Genomic DNA, 18,421 nt, shown 5'->3' on the forward strand with positions numbered 1-18,421 from the left:
TCACTCCTTACGACATCCGGGGCAGGTTACGGAGGGTGCGAAGAGGGCTCGCGAGCAGGACGAGGGCGGCGGTCAGCAGCACGGCCGACATGATCCAGATGGTGGGCCGGCTGCCGACGGCGCCGCCGAGCCAGCCGCCGAGCAGGGCGCCGACGGGGATCGCCCCGTAGTTGACGGTCGAGGCGCTCGCCCGGACCCGGCCGAGCAGGTGGGAGGGGCAGTACGTCTGGTAGAAGCCGGCGACGATGACGTTGCCCGCGACCACACCGCACACCGCCACGCCCCAGGCCAGGGCGCTCACCATGAGCGGCAACTGCCGCCCCGCGAAGGGCAGCAGGAAGATGAAGGGGGCCACGACCAGCATGCACAGCAGCAGTCCGCGGGCGGTGCCGAACCAGCGGGCGACCCGGCCGGCGACGGCCGCCCCGGCCAGTCCGCCGACGCTCACGACGGCGAACACGGTGCCGACGGCGCCCGGCTGGAGGCCGACGTCCCGGACGAGGAAGACGGTCTGTACGGCCTGGATGCCGTTGAGGGCCAGGTTGGCGAGGGCGCCGAAGCCCGCCAGCGTCCGCAGGTACGGGTCGCGGGCCACGAACCGGACGCCTTCGGCGATCTCCCGCCGCAGCGCCCTGCGCTCCCCCGGCTCCGGCGGTTGTTCCCGTACGTCGATACCGCCCAGGCAGAACGCGGAGACCAGGTAGGTCGCCGCGTCGAGGAACACACCGACGACCGTGCCGAAGGCCTGGGTGACCAGGCCCGCCACGCCGGGTCCCGCGACGTCCGCGGCCGATTCGGCGCCGTGCAGCTTGGCGTTGGCCTCCAGCATGTCGTCGTCGGCCACGAGAGCGGGCAGCAGCGCGGTGTAGGCGGTGCTGAAGAACACCTTCGCCGCGCCGGAGAGCAGGGCGACGAGCACGACCTGGGTGAGGGTGAGGACGCCCAGCCAGGCGGCCACCGGGACGCTGCCGAACAGGACCGTCAGTGCCAGGTCGCAGACCAGCATGACCCGGCGGCGCGGCCAGCGGTCCACCCAGGCGCCGGCCGGGAGCCCGACGAGCAGCCACGGTGTCCAGGCGGCGGCGGTCAGGACGCCCATCATGAACGGGGAGGCGTGCAGCACGACCACCGCGACCAGGGACAGCGACACGTGGCCGACCGCGGTGCCCAGGCCGCTCGTGGTCTCGCCGAGCCACAGCCTGCGGAAGTTCCGTTCGGCCCACAGGCCCCAGGGTCCGCGGGCGGGCCGTTCGTCCTCTCTCCCGGGCGCGGTGGGGCCCGCGTAGGCGCGGCTCACCGGTGCTCTCCCGGGCGTGTGGCGCGGAGCTTCTTGGCGACGGCTTCCGCGATCAGGGCGATCGGTCCGGGCCCGGTCATCGCGCCGTGCTCACAGTCCAGCCGGTCGTGTTCGATCAGACCGGTGACGTACGGCCGCCAGGCGCTCTCGTACGGCCAGTCGGCGGGCTTGTCGAGCGTGGCGCCGATGAACAGGACGTCTCCCCGGTGGACGCCCGGCACGTGTGCGGCCAGGAGTCGGTCGTGGTCGGCGAAGACCCGGGGCAGGGTGTCGGCGGCGTCGCCGAGCATGGCCCGCAGGGCTGCCGGAACGCGGTCCGTGCCGTCACCGTCGTCGTCGACGGCGTAGCCGAGCGAGGTCAGCAGGGCCGTGAGCGGGTCCGCCGGTTCCCCGGGCGCGCCGAGGGCGCCGGGGCCGGGGGCCGGAGGGTAGCCGTCCAGCAGCGTGAGGGAGCCGGTCTCCTCGCCGTCCGCGCGGAGCCGTACGGCCATCTCGTGGGCGACGACGGCTCCGAAGGACCATCCGAGCAGGTGGTAGGGCCCGCGGGGCTGGACGGACCGGATGTGCCGCAGATAGGTCTCGGCCAGCGCGCCGACGCTGTCGGGGGTGGCGCCTAGCAGGCCGGGGGCCTGGAGGCCGTAGACCGGATGCGCGGCGTCGAGGTGGCGCAGCAGACCGGAGTAGACCCAGCTGATGCCGGCTCCCGGGTGGACGCAGAACAGGGGTGCCGCGGTGCCGCCGGTGCGCAGCGGCAGCAGGGTCCCGAGGGAGTCCTGCGGTCCGCTCTCGGTGTCGAGGCGGCGGGCCAGGCCGGCGGGGGTGGGGTGTTCGAACAGGGCGCGGATGCCGATGTCCCCCCCGAGTACGGCGCGGATCCGGCTCAGCAGCCGGGTCGCCAGCAGCGAGTGGCCGCCCAGGGCGAAGAAGTCGTCGTCGACCGAGACCGACTCGACGTCCAGGACCTCGGCGAACAGACCGCACAGGGTCTCCTCGCGCGGGCTCGCGGGCGCGCGTCCGGCGGCCGATCCCGCGAACCGCGGGGCGGGCAGTGCCGCGCGGTCCAGCTTGCCGTTCGCGTTCAGGGGCAGCGCGTCCAGCACCGTGACCACCGCCGGGACCATGTACCCGGGCAGCACACCCGCCGCGAACTCCCGTACGGCGGGGCCCGGCGTCCGGCCGGTCACATAGCCGGCCAGGCGCCCCTCGTGGGCGGTCACCACGGCCTGCGCCACGCCGGGGCAGCGCGACAGCACCGCCTCCACCTCGCCCAGTTCGATGCGGAACCCGCGGATCTTGACCTGGTGGTCCGTCCGTCCCAGGTACTCCACCGCGCCGTCCGGGCGGCGGCGGACCAGGTCGCCGGTGCGGTACATCCGCTCCCCCGCCGCGAACGGATCGGCCACGAACCGTTCGGCGCTCAGGCCGGGGCGGTTCAGGTAGCCCCGGGCGATGCCCGCGCCCGCGAGGTAGAGTTCCCCCGCCACGCCCACCGGGACCGGGCTCAGCCCCTCGTCCAGCACGTGGGCCCGGGTGTCGGTCAACGCCGAGCCGATCAGCGGGGTCTCGTGTTCGGCCAGCCGGGCGTGCAGGGCGTCGACGCTGTACTCGGTGGGGCCGTAGAGGTTGTGGCCGGTCACTCCGGGGGTCTCGCGCAGGGCGGTCCACAGGGCCGGCCCTGCGGCCTCGCCGCCGAGCATCAGGACCGGCAGCCGGCGCCGCTCCAGCAGCCCTTCCTCCAGCAGTTGTTCGGCGTAGGTGGGGGTGACGTCCATGGCGTCGACGCCGGCTTCGGCCGCGTAGCGGACCACGGCGGCCGCGTCACGCCGGCAGTCGTCGTCGAGCAGGTGCAGTTCGTGCCCGGCGACCATCCACAGGAGCCCCTCCCAGGAGGTGTCGAAGGACAGCGAGGCGGTCAGCGCGAACCTGAACCGCCGTCCGGGGTGGGCGCGTTCGGCCTCCGCGATGGTGGTGGCCCGGTGGAACGCGTAGAGGTTGGCGACACCCCGGTGCTCGATCACCACGCCCTTGGGACGGCCGGTGGAGCCGGAGGTGTAGATGAGGTAGGCGGCGTTGCGCGCGCCGGCCCGGGGCGCGGCCGGGCCGGCGTGTCCGGCCGCGAAACCGTCCCCGTCGTACCTGACACCCCCGTCGCCCCTGACTCCCCTGGCACCTCCGTCGCCCCTGGCACCCCAGTCGCCTCCGTCGCCCCTGTCGTCGTTCTCGTCGTTCTCGTCGACCGGCAGTCGGCGCAGGCCGTCCAGGATCCCCGGGAGGGGCCATGCGGCGTGGGTCAGCGCGAGCAGCGGGGCGGTGTCGCGGAGCATGTGGGTCAGGCGGTCGGCCGGGTGGTCGGCGTCCAGCGGGAGGTAGGCACCGCCCGCCCTGAGCACGGCGAGGATCGCGACGACCGACGCGGCGGAGCGGTCCAGGGCGAGGGCGACGACCTGTTCGGGTCCGACGCCGGCGGCGACCAGCCGGTGGGCCAGGGCGTCGGCGCGGGCGTCCAGTTCACGGTAGGTCAGCCTGGTGCCACCGCTGACCAGGGCCACGGCGTCGGGGGTCCGGGCGGCCTGGGCCGCGAAGACCTCGGGCAGCAGGGCGGGCTGGGCGGGGCCGGCGGTGTCGTTCCAACGCTCGATCGCCGCACGGTCGTTCGCGGTCAGGACGTCCAGGCTGCCGATGGGCCGGCCGGGATCCTCGGCGATCTGACGGAGCAGACCGGTGAGGGCGGTGGTGAGCCGTTCGGCGGTGTCCCGGTCGAACAGGTCGGTGGCGTACTCGAGTGCGCCGCCGAGTGCGGTCGTGGTCCCGTCGGGGCCGTGGCGTTCGGTGACGTTGAGGCACAGGTCGAAGGGGGAGGTCGTGAAGTCGGTGGCCGCGTGCTCGGCGTGCACGCCGGGGAAGGCGAGGTCGGCCTCGGTGGTGTTGTCGTAGGCCAGCATCACCTGGAACAGCGGGTTGCGGGCCGCGGAGCGGACCGGGTTGAGCTCTTCGACCAGCCGTTCGAAGGGCACGTCCTGGTGGGCGTAGGCGGCGAGGTCGGCGGTGCGGATCCGGGTGAGCAGTTCGGTGAAGGTCGGGCGGCCCGACAGGTCGGTGCGGAGCACGAGGGTGTTGACGAAGAATCCGACCAGGTCGTCCAGGGCGCCGTCGGCCCGGCCCGCCACGGGGGTGCCGATCGGGATGTCGTTGCCGGCCCCGAAGCGGTGCAGCAGGGTGGCGAACGCGGCCTGGAGGACCATGAACAGGGTGCTGCCGTGGGCGCGGGCCAGTGCGGTGAGCCGGGTGTGGAGCGCGGGGTCGAGCGCGAAGGGGACGGTGTCGCCGCGGTGGCCTGGCACCGCGGGGCGGGGCCGGTCGGCGGGCAGGCTCAGTTCGTCGGGCAGTCCGGCGAGGGTGTCCTTCCAGAAGGCGAGTTGCCGGGTCAGGAGGCTGTCGGGGTCGCGTTCGGTGCCGAGCAGGTCCCGCTGCCACAGCGCGTAGTCCACGTACTGGAGGGGCAGCGGGCGCCAGTCGGGGGCGGTGTCCGCGCGGCGGGCCCGGTAGGCGGTGGCGAGGTCGTCGAAGAGCGGACGCAGGGAGGCGCCGTCGGCGGCGATGTGGTGGACGACCAGGACGAGGAGCTGCTCGTCGGGTCCGTCCGGGATGAGGTGGGCGTGCACGGGCACGTCCGTGGCCAGGTCGAAGACATGGCCCGCGGCGACGGCGACGGGCAGTTCGGCGACGGTCAGCAGGGGGGCGGGCGGCTCGTCGAGGACGTGCTGGTAGGGGATGCCGCCGAAGGTGCGGTAGACGGTGCGCAGGGCTTCGTGGCGGGCGACGACGTCGCGGAGGGCGGCCTCCAGGGCGGTGGTGTCCAGGGGGCCGCGCAGCCGCAGGGCGAGGGAGACGTTGTAGGTGGCGCTGGGGCCCTCGGCCTGGCCGATGAACCAGAGCCGCTGCTGGGCGAAGGAGAGCGGCAGCCGCTCCGGCCGGACGGCGGCCGTCCGTGGCTCCGGGCGGGCCGGGGCGTTCTGCGTTCCGTCGGCGCGGCGGTCCGTGAGGCGGTCGGCGAGGCCCGCGGGCGTGGGTGCCTGGAACAGCTCCGCCAGCGGGATCTCGGTGCCCAGGGCCGTGCGGATGCGGCTGACCAGCCGGGTGGCGGTCAGGGAGTGGCCGCCGAGGGCGAAGAAGTCGTCGTCGACGCCGACCGCGGGCAGGCCCAGCAGTTCGGCGAACAGGCCGCACAGGATCTCCTCGCGGGGTGTGCGGGGGGTGCGCCCGCCGGCCGGTCCGCCCAGGTCGGGGGCGGGCAGGGCGGCGCGGTCCAGTTTGTCGTTGGCGGTCTGCGGGAGCCGGTCGAGGACCATCACGTGCGGGACCATGTAGCCGGGCAGGGTGTCGGCGGCGTACCGGCGCAGCGCGGCGGCCAGGCCGGGCCGGTCGTCGGCGGGGGTGCAGTAGGCGACCAGCCGTTTCTCGCCGTCGTCCGCGCGGACCAGCACGGCCACCTGGCTCACGCCCTCGTGCCGGGCGAGCACGGCCTCGATCTCACCGGGTTCGATCCGGAAGCCGCGGATCTTGACCTGGTCGTCGGTACGGCCCAGGAACTCGATGGTGCCGTCGGGGCGGCGCCGTACCAGGTCGCCGGTGCGGTACATGCGCTCGCCCGGCTCGAACGGGCAGGCCACGAACCGTTCGGCGGTCAGGTCCGGCCGGTTGGCGTAGCCGCGGGCGAGGCCGGCGCCCGCCACGTACAGTTCGCCGTCCACGCCTGCCGGGACCGGGCGCAGGCCGCCGTCGAGGACGTAGGCGCGGGTGTTGTCGAGCGGGGTGCCGATCGGTACCCGCGTACCGGCGAGGTCGTCCTCGGTGATCCGGCGGAAGGTGGCGAAGGTGGTGGTCTCGGTGGGGCCGTACCCGTTGCCCAGGACCAGGCCGGGGCAGGCGTCGAGGACCCGGCGCAGCATGGCCGGCGCGGCCGCGTCGCCGCCGGTGGTGACCGCGCGCAGGCCGGCGAGGGCCCGCGGGTTCTCCTCGGCGACGACGTCGAACAGGCCCTTGGTGAGCCAGGCCGCCGTCACCGCGTGGCGTTCGGTGACCTCGCGCAGGGTGGCGGGGTCGAGGTGGCCGGGCGGTGCGACGACGACGGTGCCGCCGGACAGCAGGGGCGCCCACAGTTCGTAGGTGGCCGCGTCGAAGGCGTGCGGCGAGTGCAGCAGCACGCGGCGGTGGTCGTCGCCGTGCCAGCGGTGGTCGGTGGCGAGGGCGACGACGTCGCGGTGGCGGACCGCGACGCCCTTGGGCGCCCCGGTGGAACCGGAGGTGTACATCACGTACGCCAGCTGGCCGGGGTGGGCCGCGGGTGCCGTGAACCCGGGGACGGGATCGCCGTCGGGCCGCATCACCAGGGCGTCCGGGACGAAGCCGAGGTCGTCGCGGTCCGTCAGCAGCACCGGAGCGCCGGACCGGGCCAGCACCCACTCCAGCCGGTCCGCCGGCAGGGAACCGTGCAAGGGCACGTACGCCCCGCCCGCCAGGACGATCGCCAGCGTGGCGACCACGACCTCGGCCGACCGCTCCAGCAGCATCGCCACGGGCGTCTCCGGCCCCACGCCCAGCGCGCCGAGCCGGGCCGCGAGGCCTTCCGCGCGGGTCCGCAACTGCGCGTAGGTGTAGGTGACTTCGTCGGAGACCACCGCGGCGGCGAACGGCGTGCGCGCGACCTGCCGGGCGAACGCCTCGGGCAGCGTCCCGTCGCCGGGCACCGGACGCGCGGTGTCGTTCCACTCCCCCAGGACGCGGGCCCGTTCCGCCTCGCCCAGCAGGTCGTACCGGCCGATCGGTGCCTGCGGGTCGGCGACGGCCGCCCTGAGCAGCCGCTCCCAGCGGGCGGTGAACGCCGCGACCGTGGCGGTGTCGAACAGGTCGGCCGCGAACTCGACGGAGCCGGTGATGCCGGCCGGGGCGCCGTCCGGGGTGCGGCGCTCCGCCATGCCGATGTTGAGGTCGAACTTGGCGACCCTGATCCCCAGCGGTTCGGGCGTGAACTCCAGGCCGTCCGGGCCCGCCTGGCCCTGGGGCGCGTTCTCGTCGTCCTGGAGGACGGCCAGCACCTGGAACAGCGGGTGCCGGGCCGTCGAGCGGACCGGGTTGAGCTCCTCCACCAGCCGTTCGAAGGGGACGTCCTGGTGGGCGTGGGCCTCCAGGTGGGTCTCCCGGACACGGGCGAGGAGTTCGGCGAAGGACGGGTCGCCGGAGACGTCGGTGCGCAGCACCAGCGTGTTGACGAAGAATCCGACCAGGTCGTCCAGCGCCTCCTCCGAGCGGCCCGCCACGACCGAGCCGACCGGCACGTCGGTGCCGCCGCCCAGCCGGGAGACCAGCGCGGCCAGGGCCGCCTGGAGCACCATGAACAGGGTCACCCGGTGGCCGCGGGCCAGGTCCAGCAGCCGGGCGTGCAGCTCCGCGTCCAGGCGCAGGGGCAGCGCGTCGGCGCCGCCCCCCAGAGCGCGGGGCCGGGGTCGGTCGGTGGGCAGGGTCAGTTCCTCCGGAAGCCCAGCCAGTTTGGTCCGCCAGTAGTCGAGTTGACGGGACATCAGACTGTCCGGGTCGCGGTCGCTGCCCAGCAACTCCCGCTGCCACAGCGCGTAGTCGGCGTACTGGACGGGCAGCGGCTCCCAGTCGGGGGCCCGGCCCGCGCGCCTGGCCCGGTGGGCGGTGGCCAGGTCGCGCAGGAAGGGCCGCCGGGACCAGCCGTCGCCGGCGATGTGGTGGAGCACGGTCAGCAGCACGTACTCGTCCGGTGCGAGGACGAACACCCGGATGCGGATGGGGAGTTCGCCGCGCAGGTCGAACGGTTCGGCCGCCGCCGCGTCGCGCAGCGCCGGGTATCCGTCCGGGTCGGCCGTGCAGTCGACCACCGTGAAGGAGAGATCCGCCGCCGCCTGCCCGGCGGGCACCACCCGCTGCTCGGGGACGCCCGCCACGGCCGGGAAGACCGTGCGCAGCGCCTCGTGCCGGGTGACGACGTCCACGACCGCGGCGCGCAGGGCCGCCGGGTCCGGTTCGCCGCGCAGGCGGACCGCGAACGGCAGGTTGTAGAGCGGGCCAGGCCCTTCGATCTGGTCGGTCAGCCACAGACGCTGCTGCGCGAAGGAAACCGGGATCACGGATCTGTCCTTACGTCACGGGCCACGGGGGCTGGTCAGGCGGTGGGCAGGGGTGCGGCGCGGAACGCGGCGGGCGGCACGCCGGGCCGGCAGTCCAGGACGTCGACGGGCGATCCCATGGCGACGGCGATCTTCCGGTCGCCGCGGAACGGGTCGCGGCCGTGGGCGGCGAGGATGTTGTCGACGAGCATCACGTCGCCCCGCTGCCAGGGCTCGCGGACGGTCGCCGCCTCGTAGACGGCGTTGAGGGTCTCCACGTCGTCCCGGGTGAGGGGGGCTCCGTCGCCCGCGCCGGTGTTGAAGGGCAGGCCGTCGGGCCCGAACTCGTCGATCAGGGCCTCGCGGATCACCGGGTCCAGCGACCACTCGTTCCAGAACGCGAGATGGTTGAACCAGACCTCCTCACCGGTCTCCGGATGGGTGATCGTGGCGGGACGCAGCTGGCGGGTGCGCAGCCGGCCGTCCTCCCGCCACTCCCAGGAGACGAGGTTCTCCGCGCAGTACTCCTCCACCTGCTGCGGGTCGTCGGTCGCGAAGGCCGTGCGCCAGTCCAGGGACACGTACTCCGAGTAGTTGCGGGTGAGTGTCCAGCCGGCCGCGCGCAGCCGGTCCACGAGGGCGGCGGGCAGGTTCGCCAGGACCTTGCGGCAGTCCACGACGGGGGTGGCGCCGCCCTCGGCGGGGGCGGTCAGGCAGGCGAAGAGCAGCTTGCCGGGGAAGGTCAGCGTGTAGCTGTTCTCGTTGTGCATGCGGATCGACTGGTGGGGCGGCAGGTCGGTGGAGGAGAAGACCCCGTGGCCGAAGTCGCTGCGGGGGGTGGCCTTCTCCCGGTAGGGGGTGGGCTCGGGCAGCAGCACGTCACGGACCCGGGCGACGTCCTCGCTGCCGGTGACCGGCAGGCCCCTCAGGAAGATCGCGCCGTGCTCGGCGAGGGCCGCCCGCAGCTGCGGGCCGTTGTCCTGGAGCCAGTCGACGGCCGCGGCCATGTCGTGGACGCCGGTCACGCGCGTCAGGGCGGGGCGGCCCGGGGCGGTCTCCCAGTGCGGTGTGGTCGGTGCGGTGGGCACGGCGGGGCCTCCTAGCGGCCGAGGGCGGCGAGCAGGCTCGCCGGGCGGATGTCGGTCCAGTTCTCCTCGATGAAGGCCAGGCAGGACTGCCGGTCGGCGTCACCGAGGACGACGGTCCAGCCGGCCGGGACGTCGATCCACGCGGGCCACAGGGAGTGCTGGTTCTCGTCGTTGACGAGCACCTTGTAGGTGCCGTTCTCGTCCTCGAAGGGATTCGTCATGATGGTCTTTCCTCCGTCGTGCGCGGGGAATTGATGGGTTCCCGGAATGGTGAATTCGCGGAATTCCGTGCGGCGATCCGAAGTTATCGGCGCCCGTTGCCGCCGAGCGGCAGGAGTTCCGGCAGGAGAGGGGAAGTTCAGCGGGCGACGAGACGCACCGGGAAGTGGTCCAGGCCGAAGTTGATGATCGAGCGGTTGTACTGCACCGGCCCGGTCGGCTCGATCCGCTCGACGCCCTCCAGCAGAGCCGTGAACAGCGCGCTCAGTTCCGTCTTGGCCAGCGGGGCGCCGATGCAGTAGTGCGCGCCGAGGCCGAGCGCCACGTGCCGGTTGGGGCTGCGGTCGAGGACGATGTCGTGCGGGCGGTCGAAGGCGGCCGGGTCGTGGTTGGCCGCCCAGGTCCAGACGACGACCCGCTCCCCCCGCCGGACGGCGTGCCCGCCCAGCTCGGTGTCCCGGGTCGCGGTACGCAGGGTGTGCAGGCCGACCGAGGTCCAGCGCAGCAGTTCGTCCAGGGCCGGCCCCATGGCGGCCTCGCCGCTCTGTAGGAGCTGCCACAGCTCCGGGTGCCGTACCAGTGCGAGCAGCCCCATGACGGCGGTGTGACGGACCGTCTGCACACCGCCGACGACGATGTTGTCCAGGTTGAGGACCACGTCCTCGACGGGCAGCAGCCGGCCGGCGATCCGGTAGGTGGCCATCGTGCTGATGAGGTCGTCCCGGGGGTCGGCCCGCCGTTTCATGACCTGGTGCATGAGGTACGGGATGAGCCGCTGGTGCCCGGCCCGGCGCTCCTGCGCGGTACGGCCGAGGAACGCGTCGTCGCAGACCTGGACGACCATCGCGCGGTCCTGGTCCGGGACGTCGAGGAGGTCGCACATCACGGTCAGGGGCAGGGTGGAGACGACGTCGACGAGGTCGGCGTCGCCCTGTTCCAGGGCCGCGGCGACGATCCGGCGGGACAGTTCGGTGATGCTGGGTGTGGCGCCGCGCGCCCCGCCGGGTGACAGGAACGGGGTGGCGGGCGCCCGCAGTTCGCGGTGCCGGGGCGGGTCGGTCAGGGCCATCATGCGGCCCGCGCCGACCGGTGTGTTCCCGGCGCCGGCCCCGAGCAGCGAGCCGCCTTCCGAGCTGTAGGTCGCCGCGTCCTTGAGGACCTCGACGGCCAGGTCGTAGGAGAGCACCGACCAGACGGGCCCGTCGTCGGCGGTCTCGGTGCGCTGCACGGGGCCCGCGGCCCGTAGTCCGTCGACGACGGCGGGCAGGTCGGGGCGGGTCCACAGCCCGGGGTCGCTCAGGTCGACGGCGGTGGCCGGCGTCCGGCCGGTGGTCAGCGGACGAGGGACTGTGCTCGTGGCCATCGGGACTCCCTGGGGGTCGGATCGGGCTCGGGCCCGATGATCGAGGTCAGCAGGCCCACCGGTCCGGGCCGTTGTACGGTCGTCAGCAGATGGCCGCCGGGAACCACCGTCAGGCCGAAGGCGCCCGAGGTGTGTTCCGCCCAGCCCGCGAGCACGGTGGCGTCGAGCAGTTGGTCGGCGTCGCCGGCGACGGCGTGCAGGGCGGTGTCGAGCAGGGGGGCCGGCCGGTAGCGGTAGGTGTCGCGCACGGCCAGGTCGCTGCGGATGGCCCGTAGCGCCAGCTCCCGCAACTCCGGTTCCGCGTCGACGAGTTCGCCCATACCGCAGGTCCGCAGCAGTTCTTCCGCGCCGTATTGGGGCGGGGTCGGCGCGGCCCAGGAAGCGGGTGCGGACGCCGAGCCGGCGATCACCACCTCCGGGCGGTGTCCGGCGGGCAGGGCGCGCGCCACCTCGTAGGCCAGCAGCGAGCCGAAGCTCTGTCCGTAGAAGCCGAAGCGGCCCTCCAGGTGCGGGCGCAGGGCGTCGGCCACCGTCCGCACCAGCAGGTCGAAGGTGGCGGGCATCGGGTGGCGGCTGCGCCCGCCCCGGGCCGGCATGCGCAGCGCCCATACCTCGGCGGCCGGGGCGAGCGCCTGGGCCAGCGGGGCGAAGGCAGTGGCGTCACCGCCGGCGTGCGGGAAGCAGAACAGCCGGTAGGGCCGGTGTCCTTGGGGTGCGGGCACCAGCAGCCAGTCCCCCTCGATCCGTGGCCGTGGCGGGGTCACCGGGCACCCGCCGCACCGCCGACGAGGGCGGGCCGCCGGGCGGCCGGGGCCTGGCCGGCCGTGCGCACCGCCTCCGTGAAGTCGGCGAGGTCCCGGGCGTCCAGCAGGTGGCGCAGCTGGAGTTCGATGCCCAGGGTGCGGCGCAGGATGTGGATGACCCGCAGCGCGGCGAGCGAGTGGCCGCCGAGGGTGAGGAAGTCGTCGTCGGGTCGGATGTCGTCCCGGCCGAGAACGGTCCGCCAGACACCGGCGACCTGCTCCGCCAGACCGGTGCCCACCGGGTCCGTTCCGGCCGAGGCGGCTCCGGCCGAGGCGGTTCCGGCGGGGGCGGCTCCGGCCGACGCGGCTCCGGCCAGGGCGGCTCCGGTGGCGGTGTGTCCCGTCGTGCCGGGTGCCGGGGGCCGCAGGGCGGCGCGGTCGAGTTTGCCGTTGGGGGTGAGCGGCAGCGCGTCGAGGACGACGGCCGCGGCCGGGACCATGTGGGCGGGCAGCAGCGTGCGGGCGTGCGCCAGGATGCCGTCGGGGGCGAGGTCCGGGGTGCCGGACGTGGTGGCCGAGGTGGACACGGTGACGTACGCGGTGAGCCGCTGGTCTCCGGGGGCGGCCTCGTGCACCTTGACGGCGGCCTCGCGGATCCGCGGATGGCGGGTCAGCGCGGCCTCGATCTCGGCCGGTTCGATGCGGAAGCCGCGCAGCTTGATCTGGTCGTCGGCGCGGCCCGCGAACTCCAGGGTGCCGTCCGGGCCGCGGCGGGCCAGGTCCCCGGTACGGTACATGCGCGCGCCGGGTACGAAGGGGCAGGCGACGAAGCGTTCGGCGGTCAGGTCCGGCCGGCCGACGTACCCGTGGGCGACGGCGGGGCCGGCCAGGTACAGCTCCCCGGTGGCGCCGGGGGCCACCGGCCGCAGCGCCGGGTCCAGCAGGTGCAGGGCCACGGCGGGCAGCGCGTCGCCGAGGTGCGGGCGGGGCCCGGCGATCCGGGCGACGGTGGAGTCGACCGTGCACTCGGTGGGGCCGTACAGGTTGAGGGCGTCGGTCCCGCCGCCGCCGATCTCGTCCCAGGTCGCCTGCGGCACCGGTTCGCCGCCCATGAACAGCCGTACCGGGCGGCCGGCCAGCGGCTCGCGCAGCAGCTCCCAGTGGGAGGGCGTGAGGTCGAGGTCGGTGACGCCGTGCTCGTCGAGCAGGGCGGCCAGCCGCTGCGGATCGGTGCGGGTCGGGTCGTCCACCACTACGACGGTGTCGCCACGGCAGACCCGCGCCCACTGCTGCACGGAGGCGTCGAAGGACACGCTCGCGCTCCAGCCGACCACACCCGGCTCGGGCCGGTACACGCCGCGTTCCTCCAGGCCGGCCAGGAGAGCGGCGACCCCGCCGCGGGTGGCCTCGACGCCCTTGGGCCGGCCGGTGGAGCCCGAGGTGTAGATGACGTAGGCGGCGTCCCGCGCGGTGACCGGGGTGTCCGGTCCGGTGCCGCCGGTGGCGTCCGGGCCGAGGACCGGGACACCGTCGGGCAGTGGGACGGCGCCCGGTTCGGTCGTCAGGAGCAGGGCCAGGCCCGCGTTCTCGGCCATGAAGGCGAGCCGGTCCCGTGGGTAGGCGGGGTCCAGCGGTACGTAGGCCGCGCCGGCCCGCCACACGGCGAGCAGCGCCACCGGCAGGTCGGTGGTGCGACGCAGGTGGACGCCGACCCGGTCGCCGCGGCCGATGCCGTGGGCGCGCAGGGCACCGGCCAGCTCCGCGGTGCGGCGGGCGAGTTCGGCGAAGCTGAGCCGGCCGTCGACGGCCAAGACCGCGGTGCGCCCGGGGGCGGCGTCGGCGGCAGCCAGGAACCGGACCAGCGGGTCGGCCGCACGGGAGCGGTCGGCGTCGGTCGCCGAGGTGGCGTCGGTCGCCGAGGTGGTCTCGGTCATGGAGGTGGCGTCGGTCATGGAGGTGGCGTCGGTCATGGAGGTGGTCTCGCTCTCTTGTCGGACCGGGTGGGCGGTCATGTGGCCGCGGCCATGTCGTGCAGGGCCTGCTCGTAGGCGTCGAGGTAGGCCTCGGCGCGGGCGTCCGGCACCACGGACCGCTGGTGGTCGACGGCCAGCAGCACACGGTCGGAGACGGGGTCCTGGATCAGTGAGGCGCCGAAGGCGAAGCTGTTGGGTTCATGGCGCATGGTGGGCTCGCAGCCGATCCGGTCGTCCTCGATCCGGGCGGTCTTGAGCGAGCCGAGGGCGTGGAAGCGCAGGAAGCCGAACTGGCTGTCCAGCCGGGTGCCGGTCATCAGCCGGGCCAGCCGGGCGATCGGGACCCGGCGGTGCGGCATCATGTCCAGTTCCTCGCGGTGCACCTCGCGCACCAGGGCCGGCAGGTCGTCGTCGGCTCCGTCCCCGCCGCCGGTTCCGGCCACCAGGGGAACGATGTTGAGGAAGAGCCCGTACACCTCGGTGCCGCCGCGCCGCTCCAGGCGGCCGTTCATGGCCAGGCCGGTGGTGATCCGGTGACGGCCGGTGATCTCACGCAGGGCGCGCACATGGGCGGCGAGCGCCACGGACTTGACCGGGACACCGGTGGCGTCGGCGACGCGGCGCAGGTGACCGGGGGCTTCGGGCAGCACCCGTTCGACGGTGCGGGCCAGTTCGTGGGTGCGGCCGGCGCCGTCCCACAGTTCGCCGCTGACGCCGTGGAGTTTGCCGCGCCAGTACGCGAGGGAGTCCGGATCGGTGGCGGCCTCCCGTTCGACGGCCACGAAGTCCCGGTAGCGGGAGCCCGGCAGGGCGGCCGGGGCGCTGTCCGGGTCGGCCGCCAACTCGGCGTGGCGTTCGAGGAGTTCGGCGAGGAGCGAGGTGAAGCTCCAGCCGTCGAGGATGGCGTGGTGCTCGGCGACGGTCAGCTGGAAGGAGGTGTCGGTGAGCCGCTGCACGGTGATCCGGAACAGCGGTGGCTCCAGCAGGTCGAAGGGGGTCCGGCGGTGGTGTTCGAAGACCGCCGTGACCGCCGCGTCCCGCTCCCGGCCGGCCAGGTGCCGCAGGTCGTCGAAGGCGACGGGCGGCGCCAGTTCGCCGTGCACGAGCTGGAGGGGTTCGCCGTGGCCGGAGATGTCGAGGCTGGTCCGCAGGACGGGGTGGCGGGTCATCGCCTCGGCGACGGCCCGGCGGAACGCGTCCTCGTCGAGCGGTGCGCTGATCCGGTAGCTGTTGACGTTGTGGTAGCTGTCGGTCGAACCGGCGATCTCCATGTGGAAGACCATGCTGAGCTGCATCGACACCATCGGGTACGCGTCCACCACGTCGGCCGGGAGGGCCGCCCGGGTCTCGGCGTCCACCAGCGAGAACGGTTCGCCCGCGGTGTCCGGTCCGGCGACCGGGCGGGCCAGCGGCACCAGGGCGGCGATGGTCGGCGCGTTGAAGATGTCCCGCAGGGTGACCGTCCAGCCCGCCTCGTGCAGTTCTCCGGAGAGCTGTACGGCGCGGATCGAGTCGCCGCCGAGGTGGAAGAAGTCGTCGTGCACGCCGATGCCGGTGACGCCCAGGACGCGTGACCAGACGGTGGCGAAGTCCCGTTCGGTGCCGGTGCGGGGGACCACGTGTCCGGCCCCGGTGCCGGTGGGCGCGGCGGTGTGCGGGCTCGGGTCGGGCAGCGCGCGGCGGTCGACCTTGCCGTTGACGGTCAGCGGCAGGGCGTCCAGGACGGTGACGGTCGCCGGGATCATGTAGTCGGGCAGCGAACGGGCCAGGAACTCCCGCAGGCCGGCCGGTTCGCGGCCGGTGACGTAGGCGGCCAGCCGCTCCTGGTGGACGGTGACCACGCAGGTGTCCACGTCGGGGTGGGCGGCCAGCGCGTTCTCGATCTCGCCGAGTTCGATGCGGAAGCCGCGCAGTTTCACCTGGAAGTCGGCCCGTCCCACGTACTCCAGACCGCCGTCGGGCAGCCTTCTGGCCACGTCCCCGGTGCGGTACATCCTGGCTCCGGGGGCCACGGCGTAGGGGTCGGCGACGAAGCGTCCGGCGGTGAGGCCGGGCCGGTCCCAGTAGCCGTGCGCGAGGCTGCCGCCGCCGATGTACAGCTCGCCGGGCACGCCGGCCGGGCAGGGCCGCAGCCAGTCGTCGAGGACCATCGCGCTCAGGTGCGGCAACGGGGCGCCGATCAGGCTGCGTTCGAAGTCGTCGGCGGACGGCCCCAGGTCGTGGGCGGTGACGTGGACGGTGGTCTCGGTGATCCCGTACAGGTTGCACAGCCGGGCCGGGGGCAGCGGGTCGAGGTCGTTCCAGCGCCGTACCACCGCCGGGTCGAGTGCCTCCCCGCCGAGCATGATCTGCTTCAGCGCGGGCAGGGCGCGCGGCCGTTGCCGCAGGGCGAGTTCGAGCTGGCGCAGTGCGGACGGGGTCAGGCACAGGTACGAGACGCCCTCGGTGGCGAGCAGTTCCGTGAACTCCTCGGGCGAGCGGCTGGTCAGGTACGGCACCACGACCAGCCGTCCGCCGTGCAGGAGTGCGCCCCACAGTTCCCAGACGGTCCAGTCGAAGGCGTAGCTGTGGAAGAGGGTCCACACCTCGCCGGGGCCGAAGGCGAAGTGCCGCGCGCCGGCCGCCATCAGGCGGGTGACGTGTTCGTGGGCGACCGCGACACCCTTGGGACGGCCGGTGGAGCCCGAGGTGAAGATGATGTACGCGGTGTCCGAGGAACGCACGGCGACGGCGGGGCGGGTGGCCGGAAGCGCGGCCAACTCCGCCTGTTGGAGCGCCGGTTCGAATCGTTCCCACGGTCCGTCCGGGACACGGTCGGGCCGGTCGGTGACGACGACCCTGACCCCGGTGTCCCCGAAGACCATCGCGGCCCGGTCGGCGGGGGCGGTCAGGTCCACCGGTACGTAGGCGGCGCCGGTCTTGAGCACGCCGAGTACCGAGACGGGGATCTCGTCGGTGCGGTCCAGGAGCAGGCCCACCCGGTCGCCGGGGCGGACCCCGCGGGCGATCAGCGCGTGGGCCAACCGGTTGGCCCGCCGGTCCAGTTCCGTGTAGTCGAGGGACCGGGTGCCGAAGGTGAGGGCCGTGCGGGTGGGGTGGGTGTCGGCCGCGGCCTCGAACAGCCGGTGCAGGCTGCGGCCTTCGGGGGTGCGGACCGGGGCGGCGGGCGGCCGTGGATCGGCGGCGCGGGTGAGGTCGCGAACGGTGCGGCCGGGGTCGTCGAGGGCGGCGGTCAGCAGGGCCCGCCAGTCGTCGGTCATCCGGCGCACCGTCGCCGTGTCGAAGAGGCCGGAGCTGAACTCCACCTCGCCGCGGAGTTCGCCGTCGTCGTAGACGGACCAGGTCAGGTCGAACTTGCTGGTGCCGTTGGAGTGCACCCGCCGGTCGGCGGAGGCCGGCCCGAACGTGAGCGGCGTCCGGTCCTCGGTGTGCGAGCCGAACACGACCTGGACGAGCGGCGGGTGCGCGGCGCTGCGGTCCGGGGCGAGCTGGTCCACGATCGTGTCGAAGAGCACGTCGAGATAGCCGTAGGCCTCGAAGGCCGTGTCCGAGACGTCGGCGAGCAGTTCACGGAAGGTGGTGCGGGCGCCGAGCCGGATCCGCAGGGGCAGCAGGTTGACGAAGTAGCCGACCAGGTTCTCCAGTTCGGGCCGGTCGCGGGTGGTGACCGGAGTGCCGATCACCATGTCGTCGGCGCCGGTGTGGCGGTTCACCAGGAGCGCGAAGGCGGCCAGTTGCACGATGAACGGCGTCACCCCCTCGGTCTCGGCCAGTGCGCGCACCCGGGCCGCGGTGCCGGCCGGCAGGTCGAAGGGTTCGGTGCGGCCGAGGTGGGCGCGTTCCGCCGGGCGCGGGCGGTCGGCGGGCAGTTCCAGCAGGCCGGGGGCGCCGTGCAGTTGTTCCTTCCAGTAGGACAGGTGGTCCTCGAAGGACCTGCTCTGCTCCTCCGTCGCGAAGTCGGCGTATTGGGCGACCAGTTCGGGGAGCCGGGGCGGGCGGTCCTCGGTGAGGGCGGTGTAGGTCTCCGCGAGTTCCCTCTCGAAGACGTCGGCCGACCAGCCGTCCCACACGATGTGGTGGACGACGAGGACGAGCGTGGTCTCGGTGTCCGACCGCAGCAGGGCCGACGCCCTCAGCAGCGGTCCGGCGGTGAGGTCGAAGGGTGCCGCGGCCTCGGCGGCCAGCCGCTGCCCGGCCTGCCGTTCCCGCTCGTCGGCCGGCAGGTCCCGCAGGTCGACGACGGCCAGCGGGATCCCGAGGCCGGCGTGGACGAGCTGGCGGGGGCCTTCGGGACGCAGGGCGAACGTGGTGCGCAGCGCCTCGTGGCGGGCGACCACGGTGTTGAGGGAGCGTTCCAGGAGCGTCGGGTCGAGGGGGCCGGTGAACTCGAAGACCCAGGGGGTGTTGTAGGTGGCGGTCCCGGGGTTCCAGCGGTCCAGGAACCACAGGCCTCGTTGGAGGCCCGAGAGCGGTGCGGTCCGCACCGGTACCGCCTCGGGCGGCGGAGCCGTGTCCGTGGGCGAACTCACTGTCGTCCTGCCTTCCTTGTCGGGGAGCTGGGGTGCCGGTCCGTCGCACGGCCGGCGGCGCCGGCGCGGTCGCGCCGGC

Annotated in this window: 8 protein-coding genes; all 8 read right to left on the reverse strand. The window is 74.1% G+C overall.

The features are described from left to right. Window positions 1-7: 7 nt before the first annotated feature. Window positions 8-1,297: an MFS transporter gene (locus tag AAW13_RS29755; protein ID WP_107483441.1), complete on the reverse strand. Its 1,290-nt coding sequence runs from the start codon at window positions 1,295-1,297 to the stop codon at window positions 8-10. Further along, a complete protein-coding gene (locus AAW13_RS29760; protein WP_052768436.1) occupies window positions 1,294-8,448 on the reverse strand; it encodes an amino acid adenylation domain-containing protein in 7,155 nt (2,384 codons plus the stop codon). The genes AAW13_RS29755 and AAW13_RS29760 overlap by 4 nt, the downstream gene beginning before the upstream one ends. 35 nt (window positions 8,449-8,483) lie before the next feature. Then, window positions 8,484-9,515 (reverse strand): TauD/TfdA family dioxygenase, encoded by a 1,032-nt coding sequence (locus AAW13_RS29765; RefSeq protein WP_071659722.1) that lies wholly within the window; start codon window positions 9,513-9,515, stop codon window positions 8,484-8,486. 11 nt (window positions 9,516-9,526) lie between these two features. Further along, complete coding sequence (locus AAW13_RS29770) at window positions 9,527-9,736, reverse strand: MbtH family protein (RefSeq protein ID WP_046727041.1); 210 nt, start codon at window positions 9,734-9,736, stop codon at window positions 9,527-9,529. Window positions 9,737-9,873: 137 nt separating this feature from the next. Next, window positions 9,874-11,097: a cytochrome P450 gene (locus AAW13_RS29775; protein ID WP_046727042.1), complete on the reverse strand. Its 1,224-nt coding sequence runs from the start codon at window positions 11,095-11,097 to the stop codon at window positions 9,874-9,876. Then, the gene (locus AAW13_RS29780) at window positions 11,067-11,861 is read right to left on the reverse strand and encodes a thioesterase II family protein (RefSeq protein WP_063777036.1); all 795 of its coding nucleotides are present in this window, start codon (window positions 11,859-11,861) and stop codon (window positions 11,067-11,069) included. The genes AAW13_RS29775 and AAW13_RS29780 overlap by 31 nt, the downstream gene beginning before the upstream one ends. Further along, window positions 11,858-13,810, reverse strand: coding sequence for a non-ribosomal peptide synthetase (locus tag AAW13_RS29785; protein WP_063777037.1), 1,953 nt, complete (start codon window positions 13,808-13,810; stop codon window positions 11,858-11,860). The genes AAW13_RS29780 and AAW13_RS29785 overlap by 4 nt, the downstream gene beginning before the upstream one ends. 38 nt (window positions 13,811-13,848) lie before the next feature. Then, entirely contained in the window at window positions 13,849-18,342 is a 4,494-nt protein-coding gene (locus AAW13_RS29790; RefSeq protein WP_046727043.1) for a non-ribosomal peptide synthetase, read from the reverse strand. Between the last annotated feature and the right edge of the window lie 79 nt (window positions 18,343-18,421).

The sequence above is a fragment of the Streptomyces humi genome (assembly GCF_001005085.2).
In the GTDB taxonomy this organism is placed as follows: Bacteria; Actinomycetota; Actinomycetes; order Streptomycetales; family Streptomycetaceae; genus Streptomyces; species Streptomyces humi.